Genomic DNA, 17,947 nt, shown 5'->3' on the forward strand with positions numbered 1-17,947 from the left:
CCGATGTGGAGTTGCTGTGGTCGAGCGGGGTGGGTCGACCGGGCCCGACAGCCGACCCTATTTCCGACCTGCGGCGGCGGTGGGCATAGGGGGCTGGTGGAGCGCCCAGGACGAGCGTACGCGCGTGTGTGTCGTGGCTCATTCGCGCGGGGGGTTCACCTGTTCCCGCGAGGGGTTCACCCGTCGGAAGCGGAGTGGCCACTTCTCGATCCTCACCCTGGATGTCCTGCGCCACACTCGTGAGGTTCATGTGGGCGACATGCTCATCGATTTGCATGACTTCCACGGATCCTCCGCGAGACGACCACAGGGGGGATCGCTTGGGGGAGGGGCGACATGGCACAGAGAACGCACAGGTGGAGAACCGGGGCCGCGGTACTGGCGGCCGCGGGACTGCTCGTGCTGGGCCTTGGGGCACCCGGCGCGGCGGCCGCCGACGAGCCGCGCATCGATCTCAAGGTGCTGGTGGTGGACAACGGAGACAGCCCCGTCGAGGCCATCGCCGCCCAGCTGAAGAGCGAAGGCATTCCGTACACGACTGTGAACCTGAACGACCCGGGCCGCCCCACGATCGACGCCGCCTTCCTCAGCGACACGGTCGACGGCACGCCCCGCGCCAAGTACCAGGGCGTCGTCCTGCCCAACGAGGCGCCGTTCGGCACGAGTTCGGCGGAACAGACCGCGCTCGACGCCTACGAGACGACGTACGGCATCCCTCAGGTCGACGCCTACACGTGGGCGCACCCGGAGGTCGGTCTCGACTACGCCGCCTACTCCGGGGCACTCGACGGGCATGAGGCGGATGTCACCGCCGACGGCCGGGCGGGCTCTTTCGGCTATCTCGACGGGCCGCTCACGTTCGAGGACAACTCCTTGTCCGTGCAGGAGAGTTACGGCTTCGTGGCCACGCCAAGGACCGGTTTCACGAGCTACGTCGACACCGCCGTACCGGGTGGCACCGGGCGCGGCAGCCTGGTCGGCGAGTACGCGCACGACGGGCGCCGCGAACTGGTGCTGACCTTCGCGTACAACCAATACCAGCAGCAGTTCCGGGTGTTGGCGCGCGGCATCGTCGAATGGCTGACTCAGGGCGTGCACCTGGGCCAGGCGCGCAACTATTTTTCGGTGCATGTCGACGACGTCTTCGCGCCCGACGACCGCTGGGACACCGAGCTCAACTGCACGCCCGGCGACTACGACTGCGCGGCGGGCGAGGGCTCGACCGCCACGCCGATCCGGATGACCGCGGCCGACGCGGCGTACGCGGCCCGGTGGGAGCAGGACCACGGCTTCACCCTTGACCTGGCCTTCAACGCGGGCCTGGGCGAGGACTGGAAGAGCGAGAACGGCGGCACGGACGCCCTCACCGACCAACTCCTCGCCGACAAGGCCGACTTCCGCTGGATCAACCACACGTACACGCACGAATTCCTCGGCTGCGTCCAGGACTTGACGACCGTGCCCTGGAGCTGCGCGAAGAACGCCGACGGTACGACCCAGTACATGAGCCGGGCCGACATCTCCGCGGAGATCGCCAACAACTACGACTGGGCGCTGACGAACGGCCTTCCGGTCGAGCGGGACGAGCTGGTCACCGGCGAGCACTCGGGCCTCAAGACGCTGCCGCAGCAGCCCGACGACAACCCGAACCTGGCCGGCGCCCTCGCCGACAACGGCATCACCTGGACGGCCTCCGACCACTCCCGCGAGAGCGACCAGCGGGCCGTCGGCGACGCGCTCACCGTGCCCCGCTACCCGATGAACGTGTACTACAACGCGGGCACCAAGGCCGAGATGGCCGACGAGTACAACTGGATCTACACCTCCACGGCCGACGGCGGCAGCGGAGTCTGCGAGAACAACCCCGACTCCACCTGCCTGCCGGCCCCGTTGGACACCGCCACCGGCTACGACGACTACATCGTCCCGCAGGAGGTGGCCACCGACCTCGGCCACGCCATCAGCAACGACCCGCTCCCGCACTACGCGCACCAGTCCAACCTGGCCGAGGACCGCGTCCTCTACCCGGTCCTGGACAAGGTCCTCGCCGGATACCAGGCGCTGTTCGCCGACAACACCCCGCTGGAGAACCCGCGGGAGAGCGCGATCGGCACCGAACTCCAGAACCGCGCCGCCTGGCGGACCGCCGTCACGAACGGAGATGTCGAGGCGTACCGGATCGGCACCACCGTCACCGTCAACACCCCCACCGGGATCCAGATCCCGCTGACCGCACCCGAAGGGACCACCAAGCAACTGCCTCTCGGCACCACCGCGTTCGGGACGCCGTACGCGGGAGAGCGCTCGGCCTGGACCACGCCGGAGCTTACGCAGACCGCTCTCACGCTGAACCTGCCCGCCTGACCCCACGACAGCGCAGCGCAGCCAGCCATCGCGCACACTCCGGCCACCACCGACCGGCCGGGGTGTGCGCCAGAGCCGTCCACAGTTCCGCAGGGGGGAACTCGCATGATGCGTACCGGCCGTCATGTCACCATGCTCACCGAAGGCACCTATCCGCACGTCCACGGCGGAGTCAGCACCTGGTGCGACCAACTCGTCAAGGGCATGCCCGAGGTCGACTTCCACATCCTGTCGCTCACCGGCAGCGGTCGCGAACCCGTGACCTGGGAGCTGCCGTCCAACGCCTACCGCCACACGTCCGTGCCGACCTGGGGCCCACGCCCCGGCCGTAAACGCGGCCTGTTCGGCGCCGCCCGCCGCCGCTTCGTCGACTCCTACGAGCGGTTCCTGCTCTCCTTCCTCGACCCCGAGGCGCACTGCGACTTCGGCGAGAGCCTCTACGACCTGGCCCGACTGGCCCGCGACGGACGCCTGTCGGCGGCCCTGCGCACCGAGACGGCGCTGCGCTCGCTGATGTGGATCTGGACGATGCCGCATCTGGCAACAGCCGCCGCCCGCCCCACAGTTCACGACGCGCTCACCGCAACGGACCTGCTGGAGCACGCACTTCGCCCGCTCGGCGTCCGCATCCCCGAGGACTGTGTCGCGCACGCCGTCAGCAGCGGCCTGGCGACCCTGCCCGCGCTCGCCGCGAAGAAGCTCGACGGAGTGCCCTTCCTCCTCACCGAGCACGGCATCTACCTGCGCGAGCGCTACCTCGGCTACCGCCGCGACGGCCAGCGCTGGCCCGTGAAGGCCTTCATGCTCGGCTTCTACCGCGAGTTGAACTCCCACGGCTACAAGGCCGCCGACCTGATCACCCCGTGCAACCAGTACAACCGCCGCTGGGAGGAGCGCGGTGGCGCCGACGCCGACAAGATCCGCACGGTCTACAACGGCGTCGACCCGGCCGCTTTCCCGCACGCAGGGCCCGAGCCGGAAATCCCCACCCTCTCCTGGTGCGGCCGCGTGGACCCCATCAAGGACCTCGAAACACTTCTACGCGCGTATGCCTCCGTTCGCGCCGAAATGCCCGAAACCAGGCTGCGGTTGTTCGGCCCGGTCCCGGCCGGCGGCGAGGCCTACCGCACCAGACTCGAAAAGCTGGCCGCCGAGTTGGGCGTCACCGACGGGGTCACCTTCGAGGGCCGCATCAGCGAGGTCTGGCGCGCGTACGCGGCCGGTCACGTAGTCATGCTGTCCTCGATCTCCGAAGGTTTCCCCTTCTCCATCATCGAGGCCATGTCCTGCGGCCGTACGACCGTCTCGACCGATGTCGGCGGAGTGAGCGAGGCCGTCGGCGACACCGGCCTCGTGGTCCCGCCGCGCGAGCCGGAGAAGATGGCCGCCGCCGCCCTCACCCTCCTGCGTGACGACGAACTCCGCCTGAAATTGGGTGAGTTGTCTCGCCAGAGGGTTATTGAGCGCTTCACGTTGCGTCGGTCCGTGGATAATTTCCGGACTATTTACCAGGAGCTCGCGGGCCGCCCCGAGGTGTACGAGCCCACGGTCGAGACCGTCGCCGACTGGACCGCCGAACTGCGCGATCCGTGGTACAAGGCCGTCGCCACGGACGGAACCGACTGGTGACCGGTTCCATCTGGCTGCCGCCGGGGGCGCGTTCGGACACCGTCCCCGGCGTCCCCAGGCAACGCCCCTCGCCGAGCTGGGCCGAGCCCGACCCGATCGACCAACTCGCCGAACGCCTCGACGAGTTCGTCGCCGCGGCCGTGCACCCCGACGAGATCGCCGCCCTCCTGGAGTCCGACGGCATGTCGGACGACCAGATACGCGTGCGGTACGGCGTCAAGAACTCCTTCGCCCTGGCGGAGGAGTTGTACGACCGGGTCGCCCGCCGCTTCCCCGAACCCGACGGCCCCGTCCACGATCCCTGGCAAGTAGGCCTGCTCGGCTGCCTGTTGCGCGGCGTGGTCTTCGCGTTGCCCGGCTTCGGCTACGTCCTGGGCGCCCCCCTCCTGGCAGGCCGCCCCGAAGCCTTCGGCCTCCCCGCAGGCACCCTCCCCCTCCTGGCCGGCGCCCTGGTCGGCTGGACCTGGAACCAGGGCCTGGCCCACCGGTCGTACTCCTGGCTGGGCTTGGGCGACAGACCGGCGGCCCGCCACAGCCTCCTGGTCGGTGCTCCGTTGGGCGCACTCCTCGGCGCCGCGGTCGCCCTGGCAGTAGCGGGCACCGCCCACCCGGCAGCCGTGGCCTTCGCTGCGGGCCAGTCCGTGTACCTGGGCGCGGCCACGGTCCTCTTGGTCATGGGCCGCGAACGGGCCTTGCTGGCAACGTTGTTGCCTATGACGGCGGGGGCGGTCGCCGCCATGGCTCATCCGATGCCGGACGCAGCGAGACTGTTCCTACTGCTGGGCTCCCTGTTGGCGGTGACGACACTGGCCCTGCTTGAAGTGCTGCCCGGCAGCAATGCCCTAAAGGGGCGCGGGGCTGAATTTAATCTGCGGCTACCGCCGCGTGGGCGCGACAAGCCACGACGCACCCGCAGACGAAAAACGACAATGTCCCCCCGACTCACTGCGTCCCTCCCGTTCGCATTGTTCGGCCTGAGCAGCGGTGCCCTTGTTCTCTACGCCGCCCTGGGAGACACCCTCGCCGGCCAAACACAGGGCGCCGCAGCCGCCCCATCCGCAGTCGCCCTAACCCTGAGCATGGGCCCAGCCGAGTGGCTGCTCTACCGCTTCCGCAGCAGCAGCCTCACCGGCCTGCGCAACAGCCGTACCCCGAAAGCTTTTTGGCGCACAACAGGCCAGACCCTCACCCTGTGCCTGACCGCCTACCTGGCCGCCCTCTCCGCCCTGACCCTCACGGCCACCACCCTCTGGCCCCACACCCCCGCCATCAACGGAGTGAGCCTCGCCGCCCTGCTCCTCCTCGGCATGGTCCTCTGGACGGGCCTGCTCCTACAGTCCTTCGGCGCGGTCCTCGCCGCGGCAGCGACCTGCTGCGCGGCGGCAGCGGCCCAAACCCTGGCCCTGCTCACCCATGCGGCAGGCCCGCACTGGATTGCCCTGTTCGTGAACGGCACCGCGGCCCTGGTCCAAGCGGCCGTGGTCTGCGGCCTGTTGGGCAGGGTAACGGCGCACCGATGAGCCAACTGCTGGTCCCGTACTACGAACACCCGGCCGTCCGCCCCGCAGAGTGGGCCGCGATCGTGGCGGCGGCCCCCCGCCTCTACGCCGTGGTCCTCAACCCGGCCAGCGGCCCCGGAGAAGCCCCGGACCAGGCCTTCGCCGAAGTGGCGGCCCAACTCCGGGCAGCGGACGTGAGGTTGCTCGGCTACACGGACACGGGCTACGGCCGCCGCCCATACGCGGACGTAGCGGAGGACCTGACCCGCTACCGCGACTGGTACGGCACGGACGGCGCCTTCTTCGATCAAGTCCCGTCCAGCCAGGCCGAGTTCAGACACTGCCAACGCATCGCCGGCGCGGCCTGGGGCACAGGCTGCGGCACGCTGGTGCTGAACCACGGCACGACACCACACCCGTCGTACGCCCGGATAGCCGACCTACTGATCACCTTCGAGGGCAGCTGGACGACGTACCGCCAACTGCCCCCGCAGCCCTGGCGCGGCACGACGGGAACCCACCTCGGCCACCTCGTCTACGGCGTCCCGCCCGAGGCCGACATGGAAGCCGAGGCTCGTGCGCGCGGGGCCTCGGTGCACTGCGCGGTACCGGGGATGGGAGATCATCCGTGGGGTACCTTGCCCCACACCTTGGAGCCCGTTCCATGATCCGCCCCACCCCCCTGCTCGCCCTCCTCCTCCTGCTCCTCGCGGGCTGCACCGCCACCTCCGACGACAAGCCGGCCCCCACGCAGACCACCGGGAAGCGCTGGCAGCCCCGCCCGGGGGTGGCCTGGCAGTGGCAGCTCAGCGGCCGTCTGGACACGTCCGTCGACGTCCCGGTCTACGACATCGACGGCTTCGACCACTCCAAGGCGACGGTGACCGCACTCCACGACAAGGGCCGCAAGGCCATCTGCTACCTCTCGACCGGCGCCTGGGAGGACTTCCGCCCGGACGCCGAGAAGTTCCCCAAGTCGGTGCTGGGCAAGGGCAACGGCTGGAAGGGCGAACGCTGGCTGGACATCCGCCGCACGGACGTCCTGGAACCCCTGATGGAGGCCCGCCTGGACATGTGCCGCGAGAAGGGCTTCGACGCGGTGGAGCCCGACAACATGGACGGCTACCGGAACGACACAGGCTTCCCGCTCAAGGCAGCCGACCAACTCCGCTACAACCGCCTCATCGCCGAGCTGGCGCACGCCCGGGGCATGTCGGTCGGCCTGAAGAACGACCTGGACCAAATCCCCGCCCTGGTGACCGACTTCGACTTCGCGGTCAACGAACAGTGCGCCCAGTACGACGAGTGCGACACCCTGACCCCGTTCATCAAGGCGAACAAGGCGGTCTTCCACGTCGAGTACGAACTCCCGACGACCCGCTTCTGCGCCGACTCCCGCCGCCTGAAGCTGAGTTCACTGGAGAAGAAGTACGAACTGGGCGCGTGGCGCCGGTCCTGTTGAACAAGCCTGGGGGCAGCTTGCCCAGGGGCGCGGGGAACTGCGCGCCCAGCCCCGACGCACCTGCACTCAACCACTTACCGAAAGCACCACGAGCGCAGTCGTAGCAGCAGTCTCCGCAAGCCCCCCGAACACGTCCCCCGTGACCCCGCCGAACCGCCGCCGACAGTGCCGCAGCAGCAGCTCGGCGACGACCAGAGCCACGACGACGGCGACAACCACGTGCACGTACCCATGCCCGCCGAAGATCGGCCCGAGCGCCGCCGAAATCACGCCGTTGGACACGGTCATAGCCACCGCACCCCCCACCGGAACCACCCCCGCGACCGCCGCCCCCAACCCCTCCGGCCGAGCCGCGGGCACCCCCGCCCGCGCGGCCCACGTCAGCGCCAGCCGAGCCACGATCCCGGAGACGATGGCCGCAGCCGCACCCCGGGCCCACGAGTCGCCGTAGAGCTGAGCCAGCGCGGCCACCTGAGCCAGCAGCACGAAGACAAGGGTGAGCACCCCGAACGGCCCGATGTCCGACTGCTTCATGATCCGCAGCGCGTCCTCCGCCGGCTTCCCACTGCCCAGCCCGTCCGCGGTATCCGCGAGCCCGTCCAGATGCAGCCCCCGCGTGAGGACCGCGGGCACGGCGACGCTGCCCACGGCGGCGAGCAGCGGCCCCGCCCCCAGAAACAGGAGCAGCAGCCCAAGCCCGGCGGCGCAGCCGCCGACGACCACCCCGACGCTCGGGGCCACCATCATTCCGCGGCGCGCGGCCTCCCGGTCCCAGCGGGTCACCGTGACCGGAAGGACGGTCAGGGTGCCGAACGCGAAGCGGAAGCCGTCGAAGGGCGAGGTCTTGGACACCGGCGCAGATTACCCGGCGGTCAGGAGGGCGCTCCCGGCGCCCGTGGCTAAAGTGCCCATATGGGACATTGGCTGCACCGCAACATCGTCGAGCCGGGCAAGCTGCCGCTCCTCCTCGCGCTCACCGCCTTCGTCCTGACGTTTCTCATCACCCGGGTCATCACCCGCCTGATCCGCGCGGGCAAGGGCCCCTTCGGCAACATCAAGGCGGGCGACGTGCACATCCACCACGTCGTCCCGGGCGTGGTCCTCACCGTGATCGGCGGCTTCGGCGCGGTGGCCAGCACGCGCTACGGCGTCGGATCGGCGATCTTCGCGATCGTCTTCGGCATGGGGGCGGGCCTGGTCCTGGACGAGTTCGCGCTGATCCTCTACCTCGACGACGTGTACTGGACCGAGGCGGGCCGCAAGAGCGTCGAGGCGGTGGTGCTGACGGCGGCCCTGGTCGGCTTCGTCCTCGCCGGTTTCTCGCCCTTCGGCGTCAACGACCTCACCGACGCCGAACTCCACGACCGCGCGAGCGTGATCGTCAGCGTCGCGGTGAACTTCCTTTTCTCGCTCATCGCCCTGAGCAAGGGCAAGGCCCGCACGGCGGTCTTCGGCGTCCTGGTCCCGCTGGTCGCCGTCGTCGGCGCGATCCGCCTGGCCCGCCCGGGTTCCCCCTGGGCCAAGCGCTTCTACCGCAACCGCCGCCACCGGGCCCGAGCCCGCTCCACCCTCCGCGCCTACCACCACGACCGCCGCTGGGCGGGCCCGCGCCGGGCCGTCCAGGACTGGATCGGCGGCAAACCGGACCCGGTGCCCGCCCAGATCCCCGGCCGGCGCTGAGCGCGTCCCGTCCGCTCAGTACAGGCGCAGCCGCCGGTGCCGTAGCGCCGAGACCAGACACAGCAACCCCACCGCGATGATCGCCGCGAGATGCTCCTTGCCCGCGAGGTTCCCCTTCAGCATCACCTCGATCGCCATCGCCCCGGTCACCGCCAGCGCGGTCGCATACGCGCCGTAGCGCCACGCGACGAACACCGCGAGGCCGACCACCGCGGCCGAGGGGCCCGTGTCCACGACCAGCCGGTCCGAGCCGGGCAGCCCGAACGGGTTGTCGAAGCCGAGCCAGATGCCCAGCCGCGCGTAGAGCGTGCCGGCGAGGGTCGCGGCGTAGGCGATGACCAGGGTGCGCCAGCGGCCGAGGCAGATCTCCGCGATGCCGAACACGAAGAGGATCTGGGCCAGGGCGCCCCACACGGGGAGGTCCAGCGCCGGGACGAAGAGGGAGAGCGGGGTGCGCAGGAGGGCCAGCCACAGGGGGTCCACGGCCCGTACCGCGCCCGTGTCCTGCACGAATTGGTAGCCCCACGACTGGTTCTGCACGAACTGAAGGGCCGCCGTCAGCAGCACCGCCCCGAGCGTCATCGGGATCGCCCGCCGGCGCCGCTTCAGCAGCGGCTCGGGCACGGTGACGTAGAGCAGTCCCCATTCGGCGCGGGCCCAGCGGGCGAGGCGGTTCATCTGTGCGTCTCCAGGTGCTTGCGGTGCAGCCACTTCGGCAGGCCCGGCGCTTCCAGGAAGCCCTCCGCGCGCGCGGCCGCGAGGCCGATGCGCAGCAGGTCCGCGCTCTTCTCGAAGAGCAGGAACCGGGGTTCCCAGATGGGCCGGTACTTGGCGTTGGCGCGGTACAGCGACTCGATCTGCCACCAGCGCGAGAAGAAGCTGAGGAGTGACCTCCACAGCCGCAGCACCGGCCCGGCCCCGATCCGCGCCCCACGTTCGAAGACCGAACGAAACATGGCGAAGTTGAGCGAAACCTGGGTGATTCCGATCTCCTGGGCGCGGCGGAGGAGTTCGATCACCATGAACTCCATGAGGCCGTTGTCCGAGTCGCGGTCCCGGCGCATCAGGTCGAGCGACAGTCCGTGCGGACCCCACGGCACGAAGGACAGCACCGCCCTCAACTCGCCCTCCCCGTCGGTGCATTCGAGCATCACGCACCGCCCGTCGTCCGGGTCCCCGAGCCGCCCGAGCGCCATGCTGAACCCGCGTTCGGTGGCCCCGTCGCGCCAGTCGTCCGCGCGCTTCAGCAGATACGCCATCTCCTCGGCCGGAATGTCCTCGTGGCGGCGGATCCGCACGGTGTACCCGGCCCGCTTCACCCGGTTGTAGGCCTGCCGTACGGTCCGCATGGCGCGCCCTTCGAGGGTGAACTCGGCGACCTCGACGAGGGCCTCGTCCCCGAGTTCGAGGGCGTCGAGGCCGTGCCGGGCGTAGATGGTGCCCGCCTCCTCGCTGGCGCCCATGACGGCCGGAATCCATCCGTGAACCCGTGCCTCCGCGAGCCACGGCTCGATCGCGCCGGGCCACGCCTCCGGGTCGCCGATCGGGTCGCCGGAGGCCAGCGACACCCCGCCCACGACGCGGTACGCGACGGCCGCCTTGCCGGTCGGCGACCACACCACGCTCTTCTCCCGGCGCAGCGCGAAGTACCCGAGGGAGTCCCGCTCGCCCTGCCGTTCCAGCAGCGCCCGCAGCTTCTTCTCGTCGTCCTCGGTGAGCGGGTCGACGGCTCGCCGGGAGCGGAACGCGGCGTAGAACACGGCGAGGACCAGGACCGTGCTGAGGACGTTGATGGCGACGTTGGCCCAGTTCGGGGTCCAGATGCCGGGGAAGCGATTCTCCGGGGCGGCGATGGACACCAGCCGGAACGCGCCGTAGCGCCAGCGCTCCAGGAACGTCGAACGGGACGCGTCGTGCGCCTGGTTGGTGGCCGTCACCAGCAGTGCGGCCAGCAGCGAGGCGGCTAGTGTGCCGCCGACGGCGACGACGGCGGCGAGCCGGGGGTTGGACCGGTCGCCCTTGGCGTAGAACTCCCGCCGCCCCACCACCAGCGAGGCGACGAAGGCGGCGGTCAGTACCAGGGAGATCCAGTTCTGCGGGTACCGGCGGATCTCCTGGAACGACATGGCGAACCCGAACAGCGCCAGGAACAGCCCGCTGACCACCAGGTTCAGGATCCACGCGGCGCGTTTGCGGCGCCGCATGGTGATGGCGAGGAACGCCGTGAACACCCCGGACGCGAAGCCGGCCGTCAGGAGATACGGCGTGAAGAAGTTCTCCTGGTTGTGCCGTCGTACGTCCTGCCCCAGCGAAACCCACGCCGCGCTGAGGAAGTTGATGAACGCGACGGCCCGCAGATACCAGACGGCGAAGGCCGCGGCCCGCCGCGAGGCGCCTGAGCTATGACGTTCCTGAACGGGCCCGACCCGGACATCTCCCATGAAGGAGGATCATATGGGCGTTGTCGCGACGAACGGTTCTTATCCGCCGCCGCAACGATCACGCCCCGGTCACGCCCGGTCACTCCTCGGACTTCTCGCCCCTGGCCGGCTTCCCGGTCTCGGTCAGGGTCTCGGTCCCGTTCGGTCGCTATGCGTCGGTCGGCTTCTCGGCCTCGGCCGGGGTGTCGGCCTTCTCCGGGTCCACGGCCCGCTCCGGCTCGGTCGCCGCTTCGGTCGCCGCTTCAGGCGCTACGGAAGGCTCCGCCGACTCCTCCGCCTCCGTCGGCGCTTCCTCCGTCTTTGCCAACTCCTCCGGCTTCAGCGGGAGTTCGGCCGCCAGTGCCGCCGCGGCCTGCACCAGCGGCAGCGCGAGCAGCGCGCCCGCGCCCTCGCCGACGGTCACGCCGTGGTCGAGGAGCGGCTCCAGGGCCATCCGGTCCAGCGCCTTCGCCTGCCCCGGCTCGCCGCTGTTCTGCCCGGCCAGCCACCAGTCCGGCGCCCGGAACGCGACCCGCTGACCCACCAGCGCGCACGCGGCGGCCACCACCCCGTCCAGGATCACCGGCAGCTTCCGTACGGCACTCTGCAGCAGGAACCCGGTCATCGCGGCGAGGTCGGCGCCGCCCACCGTCGCCAGCAGCTGCAACTGGTCCCCGAGCACGGGCCGGGCCCGGCGCAGCGCGTCCCGGATCGCGGCGCACTTGCGCATCCACGCCAGGTCGTCGATCGCGAGCCCGCCGCGCCCGGTGACGACGGACGCGTCCGTCCCGCACAGCGCGGCGATCAGCACGGAGGCCGGGGTCGTGCCGCCGACGCTCACATCGCCTAGGACCACCAGATCCGTACCGGAGTCGGCCTCCTCGTCGGCGACGGCGACACCGGCGTTGAACGCGGCCTCCGCCTCCTCCAGCGTCAGCGCGTCCTCGATGTCGATCCGCCCGCTGCCCCGCCGCACACGGTGCTTCACGACCTCGTCCGGCAGTGAGTCCGGCTCGCAGTCCAGGGCCATGTCCACGATCCGCACCGGCACGCCGAGCCGCCTGGCGAGCACCGCAGCCGGGCTGCCGCCCTCCAGCACGGACCGCACCAACTCCCCGGCGCTGCCCGCGGGCCGGGCCGACACGCCGAGTTCGGCGATCCCGTGGTCGCCCGCGAACAGCACCACACGAGGCCGTTCGACCGGCCGCACCGGAACGGCGCCCTGCGCCGCCGCCAGCCACTCACCCAGGTCGTCGAGCCGGCCCAGCGACCCGGGCGGCACGATCTGACGTTCGCGGCGCGCCTCCGCGTCACGGCGCACACCGCCGTCGGGGCGCTCGATCAGATCGGTGAAGTCGTCGAGATTAAGCGAGCTCATTCGCCGAACAGTACCGGCAGCGATCGAACGCGACAGCGCCACATGGCCACCACGCGCCCCGGACGTCCTTGCCCTCAAGATCTGGATCCCGTACGTATCGTTTTGCACCGTTTTGCCGTACGTCTCCGGGAGCCGCCCATGAACAGCCTGCGCACCCGCGTCAGCACGCGCGTCAGCACCCTCGACGCGCGCCGCCGCCACCGCGCGCTGGCCCGCGCGATCCTCCGGCTCCTCCCCGAACCGGAGAGCTGGCTCGACGTCGGCACCGGCGACGCCCACTTCCCGGAGACGGCGAAGGCCCTCTTCCCGTACACGTCCTTCGACGGCCTCGACCCCACCCCCCGAGTCGTCCGCGCCCGCGCCGCCGAACGCATCGAGGAGGCCTACGCCGGCCACCTCACGGACCCGCACATCACGACCGCCCTCCAGGCCCGCTACGACGTCGTCACCCTCCTCCGCGACCGCTCGCCCGCCCCCGACCGAGAGGCCGAACTCCGCGCCGCCCTCACGGTCCTGCGCCCCGGCGGCCTCCTCCTGCTGGAAGGCCGCCCGGACGCCCTGCGCACCCAACTGGAGCCCCACGACTGCGAGTTCGTCCCCGAACACCGAGGTTTTCAGGACCGGCTCCCGCCCCCGCAACGGATCATCGCCCGCAGGCACTGAGCACGCCGAGAGGCGCCGCCGATAGCGTCGGGGACCATGGGGAGCGTGGAACCGACAAACAGCGCCGAGGACTTGGAGCGAGCCGTCGCCCTGGTCGAGGAGACCGGCGAACGCGTGAGCGTCACCGTGGACGGCGAGCCGGCGGGCGTACTCCTCCCGGCCGCCGAACTGGCCGAGCTGGAGCACTGGGCGCAGCGAGGAGCGAAGGCCTACGGCGCCGACATGCCCCGTCCGGACGCCGCGCCGGAGCCACCGCCGGGACCGGCGCGGCAGGGCCCGTACGTCCGGTACGTGCACGCGGACGGGGTGCGCATGACGTTCACGCGGGGTCGCGCGGTCGTGGCCGAGCTGCGGTCCGCGGGCGAACTCGCCTGGCTGGAGCTGTGGGCGCGCAACGGGCGCCAGGTGTACATGAGCCCGAAGCAGGCGGCGGCGTTCGCCGAGTTCCTCGCCCGACAGCCACCGACCGACGAGCGGGACAGGCCCTAGCCGCGCAACGTCAGCGCCTGCCCGGCGACCACCAGCAACACGTGCTCGCACTCACCGGCGATCGCGGCGTTCAGCCGCCCGAGCTCGTCCCGGTACCGGCGTCCGGACGCGGTCGCCGGCACGATCCCCGAGCCCACCTCGTTGGACACGGTGACCAGGGTCCGCCGGGTGGCACGCACGGCGGCCGTCAACTCCCTTACTCGCTCCCGGAGTTGCTTCTCCCCGCCGTCCCCCCACTCCGTGTCGTCCCACGCCCCCGCGGAGTCCATGGCGTCCGTCAGCCACAGCGACAGACAGTCGATGAGCAACGGCGGCCCGTCCTCGGCCAGCAACGGCACCAGGTCGCACGTCTCCGCCGTACGCCACGACCCCGGCCGCCGCTCCCGGTGCGCGGAGACCCGGGTGGCCCACTCGGTGTCCCCGTTGCGCGAGCCGCCGGTGGCGACGTACAGCACATCGGGAAAGGCCTCCAGCCGCCGCTCCGCCTCGACCGACTTCCCGGACCGCGCCCCGCCCAGCACCAGCGTCCGCCGCGGCACATCGGGCACGTCCTCGTACACCCCCACGGTCAACGTCGTCCCGTCCGGCACGGCCCGCGCCCCCACAGCCGCCAGCCGCCGCGCCAACTCGGCCCCCGGCGCCACATCGTGATCGAGATGGACGGCGATGACATCGGTCGCGGGCCCCATCGCCCCCACCGCCCGCAACTTGGCCAGAGCGTCCGGCCGCCCCACGACATCGGCGAGCACCATGTCGTACGACGGAACGGCCCCCTCCTCAAGCCCGGCCGGCGCGCCCCCCGGCGGCAGATACAGCACCCGCTGCCCGTCGGGCCCGGTGACGGCGTACCCGGTACCGGGCGCGTCCATCGCCACCGCCCGCACCCGATGCCCCGTCAACAACGCCAGCTCCCGCCCGTCCGGCACCCGCCCCGGCTGCGGCAGTCCCGCCGGCACCTCCACCGCCGGCCCGTCATGCGGATGCGACAGCAACACCTGCCGTACGCCACCGAGCGAATGCCCGGCCCGCGCAGCGGCGAAGGCAGCCCCCGGCGTCAGATCAAGCAGCAGCGTCCCGTCCACGAGCACGGCAGTGGCCGCCCGGGCATCCACCCCGAGCGAAACGGCACAGGCCGCACAGGGACAGTCGGGCCGCGGGAGTCCAGCGGGGGCACCGGTACCGAGCAGAGTGAGTTCCACAGGTTCGATTTTCACCGGTCGCTGATGGACACGCGCGGCCGAGACCCCCTAAGGGGCGCGGGGCTGTGACATTTGCGGCTCCGCCGCGGGGCGCAACCAGCCCCCACCGGCCCGCAGACGACAAACTTCCGCAACATGATCACAACTAACCCGGCGGAGCGCATACGCTGCTGGTCTGCATACGCTAAGTCTCGGGAGGCGTACATGGCGGCATGGATCTGGCGGTTCGAGAAGTCCGACGGGACCGAGGTCGAACCCGCGGTCACGCCGGAGGAGTTCACCACACAGGGCGACGCTGAGTCCTGGCTCGGCGAGATCTGGAAAGAACTCGTCGCGGGCGGCGCGGACCAGGTGTTCCTCTTCGAGGACGGCACACAGATCTACGGTCCGATGAGCCTGCACGCCGAGGACGCGTAGCCCGTCGTAGGCCAAAGAGGTGGGGGCGGCCGGAGAAACACCGGCCGCCCCACCTCGTTCCCGAACCGAACCGAACCGGACTACTGCTCGCCCAGCGTCACATCGACCTTCTTCGACGCCCCGTTCCGCGAGTACGTCACCGTCGTCCTCTGCCCCGGCCTGTCGGACGCCAGCGCCTCCGACAGCGAGGTGATCGTGGTGATACCCGTGTCACCGAGCCTCGTGATGATGTCGCCCGCCTGGATACCGGCCTTGTCGGCGGCCCCGCCGTCCTTCACCTCGACCACGGCGACCCCTGCGGCTTGGTAACTGTCGTCGACGACCGTACGTCCGGTGATGCCGAGGGCCGCCCGCCCCGAGTCGGTGACCTTGCCGTCCTTGACGATCTGGTCGGCGACCGTCTTGACCATCGAGGACGGGATCGCGAACCCGATACCGGGCGCGGCACCACCCCCGAGGTTCGGGTCGGTCGCGGCGAGGGTCGGGATGCCGATGACCTGCCCGTCCAGATTCACCAGCGCGCCCCCGCTGTTGCCGGGGTTGATCGCGGCCGAGGTCTGCACCATGTTGGCGATGGTCGCGCCCGTGCCGCCCCCGGTACTGCCCTCGCTGACGGTCCGTCCGGTCGCCGACACGATGCCCTGCGTCACGCTGGACGACAGTCCGAGCGGCGAGCCCATGGCGAGGACGATCTGCCCCACCTCGACCTTGGCGGAGTCCGCGAAGGTCGCCGCCTTCAGCCCGTCCGGCACCTTGTCCAGCTTGACGACGGCCAGGTCCTGGTCGGGATACGAGTAGACGAGCTTGGCGGTGAGCACGTCCTCGCTGTTCGCGGTGGTCACCTTGAAGGTCTTCTCGTCCCCGACGACGTGCGCGTTGGTGACGATGTGCCCCTGGTCGTCGTACACGACCCCCGACCCCAGATCACTGCTGGCCTGGATCTGCACGACCGACGGCAGGACCTCCTTGATCACCTTCAGGTAGTCGCTCTGCAGATCGTCGCTCGACATCGGCACGGCGGCCTCGGCGGCCTGCGTGGTCGAGCCGTCCTTCTTCGAGGAGGCCGACGAGGACCCGGTGCCTGAACACCCGGAGATCAGCGCGAGCGAACAGGCGAGACCGGTGAGGAGAGCGACCGGCCGCAGGGCACGGGTATGAGTGCGGGTATGGGAGGAATCCATACGCCGAGTGTCTCTTTGGGGTGAATATCCGGCTTGTACTGCTGACCCGAACGGGCCCCCTAGGGGAAGGGGCGCGCGCTCAGCCCCGCACGCCGCACAGATGCAGCAGCGCGGCCACCGCCCGGTACGGATCCGTCCGCCCGGCCCGCTCCTCGGCGGCCAGCAGCGGCTCGACGTCCGCCGGGATCTCGGCCCCTTCCGGAGCCGTGTCGGTGAAGACCCGCACGCCGTACCAGGACTGCAACGGCGCCCCGATCCCCGCCAGCGTCGCCGTCAGGGTGGCCAGCCGGTCCGCCCGCGCGTCGACGCCGATCCGGTTGCGGTACGCGGACGAGTCGAACGAACCCAGCGCGCCCGCCCAGTCCCAGGACAACCCGGGCCGCATCGCCAGCGCGTCGGCGTTCCGCACGAGCAGCGACAGCAGCCCGCCCGGCGCCAGCATCCGCGCAAGTCCCGCGAGCAGCGGATCGGGCTCGGACACGTACATCAGTACGCCGTGACAGAGCACGACGTCGAAACTGCCCGGCAGGAAGTGCACGCCCGTGTCCCGGCCGTCACCCTCGATGATCCGCACCCGCTCCCGGATGCCCTCGGGCTCACCGGAGAGCGCCTCGCGGGCCGTGGCGACCATCTTCGGTTCCTGCTCAAGCCCGGTCACCTGATGCCCGGCCCGGGCCAGCCGCAGCGCCTGCGTGCCCTGACCCATCCCGACGTCGAGCACCCGCAGCCGCTGTCCGACCGGATACCGGCCGGCTATCTGCTCGTCGAGCTGCCGGGCCACCAGCTCCTGTCGTACGACGTTCCGCAGTCCGCCCAGCCCGCTCAGCCAGGCATCCGCCGCGCCCCCGGAGAAGGAATCCGTGCTCAGGGCCGCTCTCCGCGCTTGACCTGCGGCTTCGGCAGCCGGAGTCGACGCATCTGGAGGGAGCGCATGAGGGCGTACCAGACGGTGCCCTTCGTGTCCTGGCCCGGGAAGCGCTCGGCGAGCAGCTTGCGCAGCCGGAACACGCTCCAGAAGGAGTCGACCACGATCAGCACGATCACCACGAGCCACAGCAGCAGCGCGATGTTCTGCAGCGCGGGCATCTGCACCACGCTGAGCACGAGGATCACCACGGCCAGCGGCAGGAAGAACTCGGCGATGTTGATGCGCGAGTCGATGTAGTCACGCCCGAACTTGCGGATCGGACCCCTGTCACGGAGGGGGAGATCCCGCTCGTTGCCACGGCCGGAGAGCGCCTGGCGCTGCTTCTCCATCGCCGCGCGCCGCTCGTCGCGCTGACGCTTGGAGGCGTCCTTGCGCGTCATCGAGGTGTTGGCGACGCTGCGGCGCTGAGTCTGGGACTCACTGCGCTTGGGCGTGGGCCGACCCTTCGGGGCCTGAGGGTCTCGGGGCATCGTGGAGTCGGTCAGCGACACCTTGTCGGTGGGCGCTGCCTTCTCTTCCTTGGCGCGGCTACGGAACACAAAACCCAAGGGTAAGGGGTGAATGGGGTTGGACCCCAGCCCTGTGGGGAACGATCCGGCAACACCGCTCGTCTGTAGGGGGACAGAGAAGGACGCCGT

17 protein-coding genes are annotated in these 17,947 nt (G+C 70.6%); 9 read left to right on the forward strand and 8 right to left on the reverse strand.

Annotated elements, in window-relative coordinates:
* Positions 1–336 precede the first annotated feature (336 nt).
* The 5 genes from OG714_RS36750 to OG714_RS36770 all read left to right on the forward strand — a co-directional run bounded on the left by OG714_RS36750 (position 337) and on the right by OG714_RS36770 (position 6,954).
* The gene (locus OG714_RS36750; protein ID WP_406127586.1) at positions 337–2,364 is read left to right on the forward strand and encodes a hypothetical protein; all 2,028 of its coding nucleotides are present in this window, start codon (positions 337–339) and stop codon (positions 2,362–2,364) included.
* 105 nt (positions 2,365–2,469) lie between these two features.
* The gene (gene pelF, locus OG714_RS36755; protein ID WP_406127588.1) at positions 2,470–3,993 is read left to right on the forward strand and encodes a GT4 family glycosyltransferase PelF; all 1,524 of its coding nucleotides are present in this window, start codon (positions 2,470–2,472) and stop codon (positions 3,991–3,993) included.
* The gene (locus OG714_RS36760) at positions 3,990–5,513 is read left to right on the forward strand and encodes a hypothetical protein (RefSeq protein ID WP_406127590.1); all 1,524 of its coding nucleotides are present in this window, start codon (positions 3,990–3,992) and stop codon (positions 5,511–5,513) included. The genes pelF and OG714_RS36760 overlap by 4 nt, the downstream gene beginning before the upstream one ends.
* Positions 5,510–6,160, forward strand: a complete 651-nt coding sequence (locus tag OG714_RS36765) for a spherulation-specific family 4 protein (RefSeq protein ID WP_406127592.1) — start codon at positions 5,510–5,512, stop codon at positions 6,158–6,160. Before OG714_RS36760 ends, OG714_RS36765 begins: the two co-directional genes overlap by 4 nt.
* On the forward strand, positions 6,157–6,954 hold the full coding sequence (locus OG714_RS36770) for an endo alpha-1,4 polygalactosaminidase (protein ID WP_406127593.1): 798 nt from the start codon (positions 6,157–6,159) through the stop codon (positions 6,952–6,954). Before OG714_RS36765 ends, OG714_RS36770 begins: the two co-directional genes overlap by 4 nt.
* Positions 6,955–7,020: 66 nt before the next feature.
* On the opposite strand, the gene OG714_RS36775 is transcribed toward OG714_RS36770, so the two are convergent.
* Complete coding sequence (locus tag OG714_RS36775; RefSeq protein ID WP_406127595.1) at positions 7,021–7,806, reverse strand: adenosylcobinamide-GDP ribazoletransferase; 786 nt, start codon at positions 7,804–7,806, stop codon at positions 7,021–7,023.
* A 60-nt stretch (positions 7,807–7,866) separates the two neighbouring features.
* Here OG714_RS36775 and OG714_RS36780 point away from each other — a divergent pair, with 60 nt between their 5' ends.
* Positions 7,867–8,634: a hypothetical protein gene (locus OG714_RS36780; protein ID WP_406127596.1), complete on the forward strand. Its 768-nt coding sequence runs from the start codon at positions 7,867–7,869 to the stop codon at positions 8,632–8,634.
* Positions 8,635–8,649: 15 nt separating this feature from the next.
* On the opposite strand, the gene OG714_RS36785 is transcribed toward OG714_RS36780, so the two are convergent.
* The 3 genes from OG714_RS36785 to cobT all read right to left on the reverse strand — a co-directional run bounded on the left by OG714_RS36785 (position 8,650) and on the right by cobT (position 12,432).
* A complete protein-coding gene (locus tag OG714_RS36785; protein ID WP_406127598.1) occupies positions 8,650–9,312 on the reverse strand; it encodes a hypothetical protein in 663 nt (220 codons plus the stop codon).
* A complete protein-coding gene (locus OG714_RS36790; protein ID WP_406127600.1) occupies positions 9,309–11,075 on the reverse strand; it encodes a phosphatidylglycerol lysyltransferase domain-containing protein in 1,767 nt (588 codons plus the stop codon). Before OG714_RS36790 ends, OG714_RS36785 begins: the two co-directional genes overlap by 4 nt.
* Before the next feature lie 148 nt (positions 11,076–11,223).
* A complete protein-coding gene (cobT, locus tag OG714_RS36795; RefSeq protein ID WP_406127602.1) occupies positions 11,224–12,432 on the reverse strand; it encodes a nicotinate-nucleotide--dimethylbenzimidazole phosphoribosyltransferase in 1,209 nt (402 codons plus the stop codon).
* A 138-nt stretch (positions 12,433–12,570) separates the two neighbouring features.
* Between cobT and OG714_RS36800 the strand changes: the two genes are divergently transcribed.
* Together OG714_RS36800 and OG714_RS36805 are read left to right on the forward strand one after the other, a co-directional pair.
* Positions 12,571–13,095, forward strand: a complete 525-nt coding sequence (locus OG714_RS36800; protein WP_406127604.1) for a class I SAM-dependent methyltransferase — start codon at positions 12,571–12,573, stop codon at positions 13,093–13,095.
* A gap of 36 nt (positions 13,096–13,131) precedes the next feature.
* The gene (locus tag OG714_RS36805; protein WP_406127606.1) at positions 13,132–13,584 is read left to right on the forward strand and encodes a type II toxin-antitoxin system Phd/YefM family antitoxin; all 453 of its coding nucleotides are present in this window, start codon (positions 13,132–13,134) and stop codon (positions 13,582–13,584) included.
* Here OG714_RS36805 and OG714_RS36810 read toward each other — a convergent pair.
* On the reverse strand, positions 13,581–14,783 hold the full coding sequence (locus tag OG714_RS36810) for a bifunctional adenosylcobinamide kinase/adenosylcobinamide-phosphate guanylyltransferase (RefSeq protein ID WP_406127608.1): 1,203 nt from the start codon (positions 14,781–14,783) through the stop codon (positions 13,581–13,583). The two genes, OG714_RS36805 and OG714_RS36810, sit on opposite strands and share 4 nt — an antisense overlap.
* Before the next feature lie 204 nt (positions 14,784–14,987).
* On the opposite strand from OG714_RS36810, the gene OG714_RS36815 reads away from it, so the two are divergent.
* Complete coding sequence (locus OG714_RS36815; RefSeq protein ID WP_033284163.1) at positions 14,988–15,200, forward strand: hypothetical protein; 213 nt, start codon at positions 14,988–14,990, stop codon at positions 15,198–15,200.
* 80 nt (positions 15,201–15,280) lie between these two features.
* Here the strand turns inward: OG714_RS36815 and OG714_RS36820 are convergent, their stop codons facing one another.
* The 3 genes from OG714_RS36820 to OG714_RS36830 all read right to left on the reverse strand — a co-directional run bounded on the left by OG714_RS36820 (position 15,281) and on the right by OG714_RS36830 (position 17,800).
* Positions 15,281–16,381: a S1C family serine protease gene (locus OG714_RS36820; protein WP_406127610.1), complete on the reverse strand. Its 1,101-nt coding sequence runs from the start codon at positions 16,379–16,381 to the stop codon at positions 15,281–15,283.
* A 79-nt stretch (positions 16,382–16,460) separates the two neighbouring features.
* On the reverse strand, positions 16,461–17,162 hold the full coding sequence (locus tag OG714_RS36825) for a class I SAM-dependent methyltransferase (protein WP_406127612.1): 702 nt from the start codon (positions 17,160–17,162) through the stop codon (positions 16,461–16,463).
* Positions 17,163–17,245: 83 nt separating this feature from the next.
* Positions 17,246–17,800 (reverse strand): DUF3043 domain-containing protein, encoded by a 555-nt coding sequence (locus OG714_RS36830; RefSeq protein WP_406132081.1) that lies wholly within the window; start codon positions 17,798–17,800, stop codon positions 17,246–17,248.
* Between the last annotated feature and the right edge of the window lie 147 nt (positions 17,801–17,947).

It is taken from the genome of Streptomyces sp. NBC_00989, from assembly GCF_045162655.1.
In the GTDB taxonomy this organism is placed as follows: Bacteria; Actinomycetota; Actinomycetes; order Streptomycetales; family Streptomycetaceae; genus Streptomyces.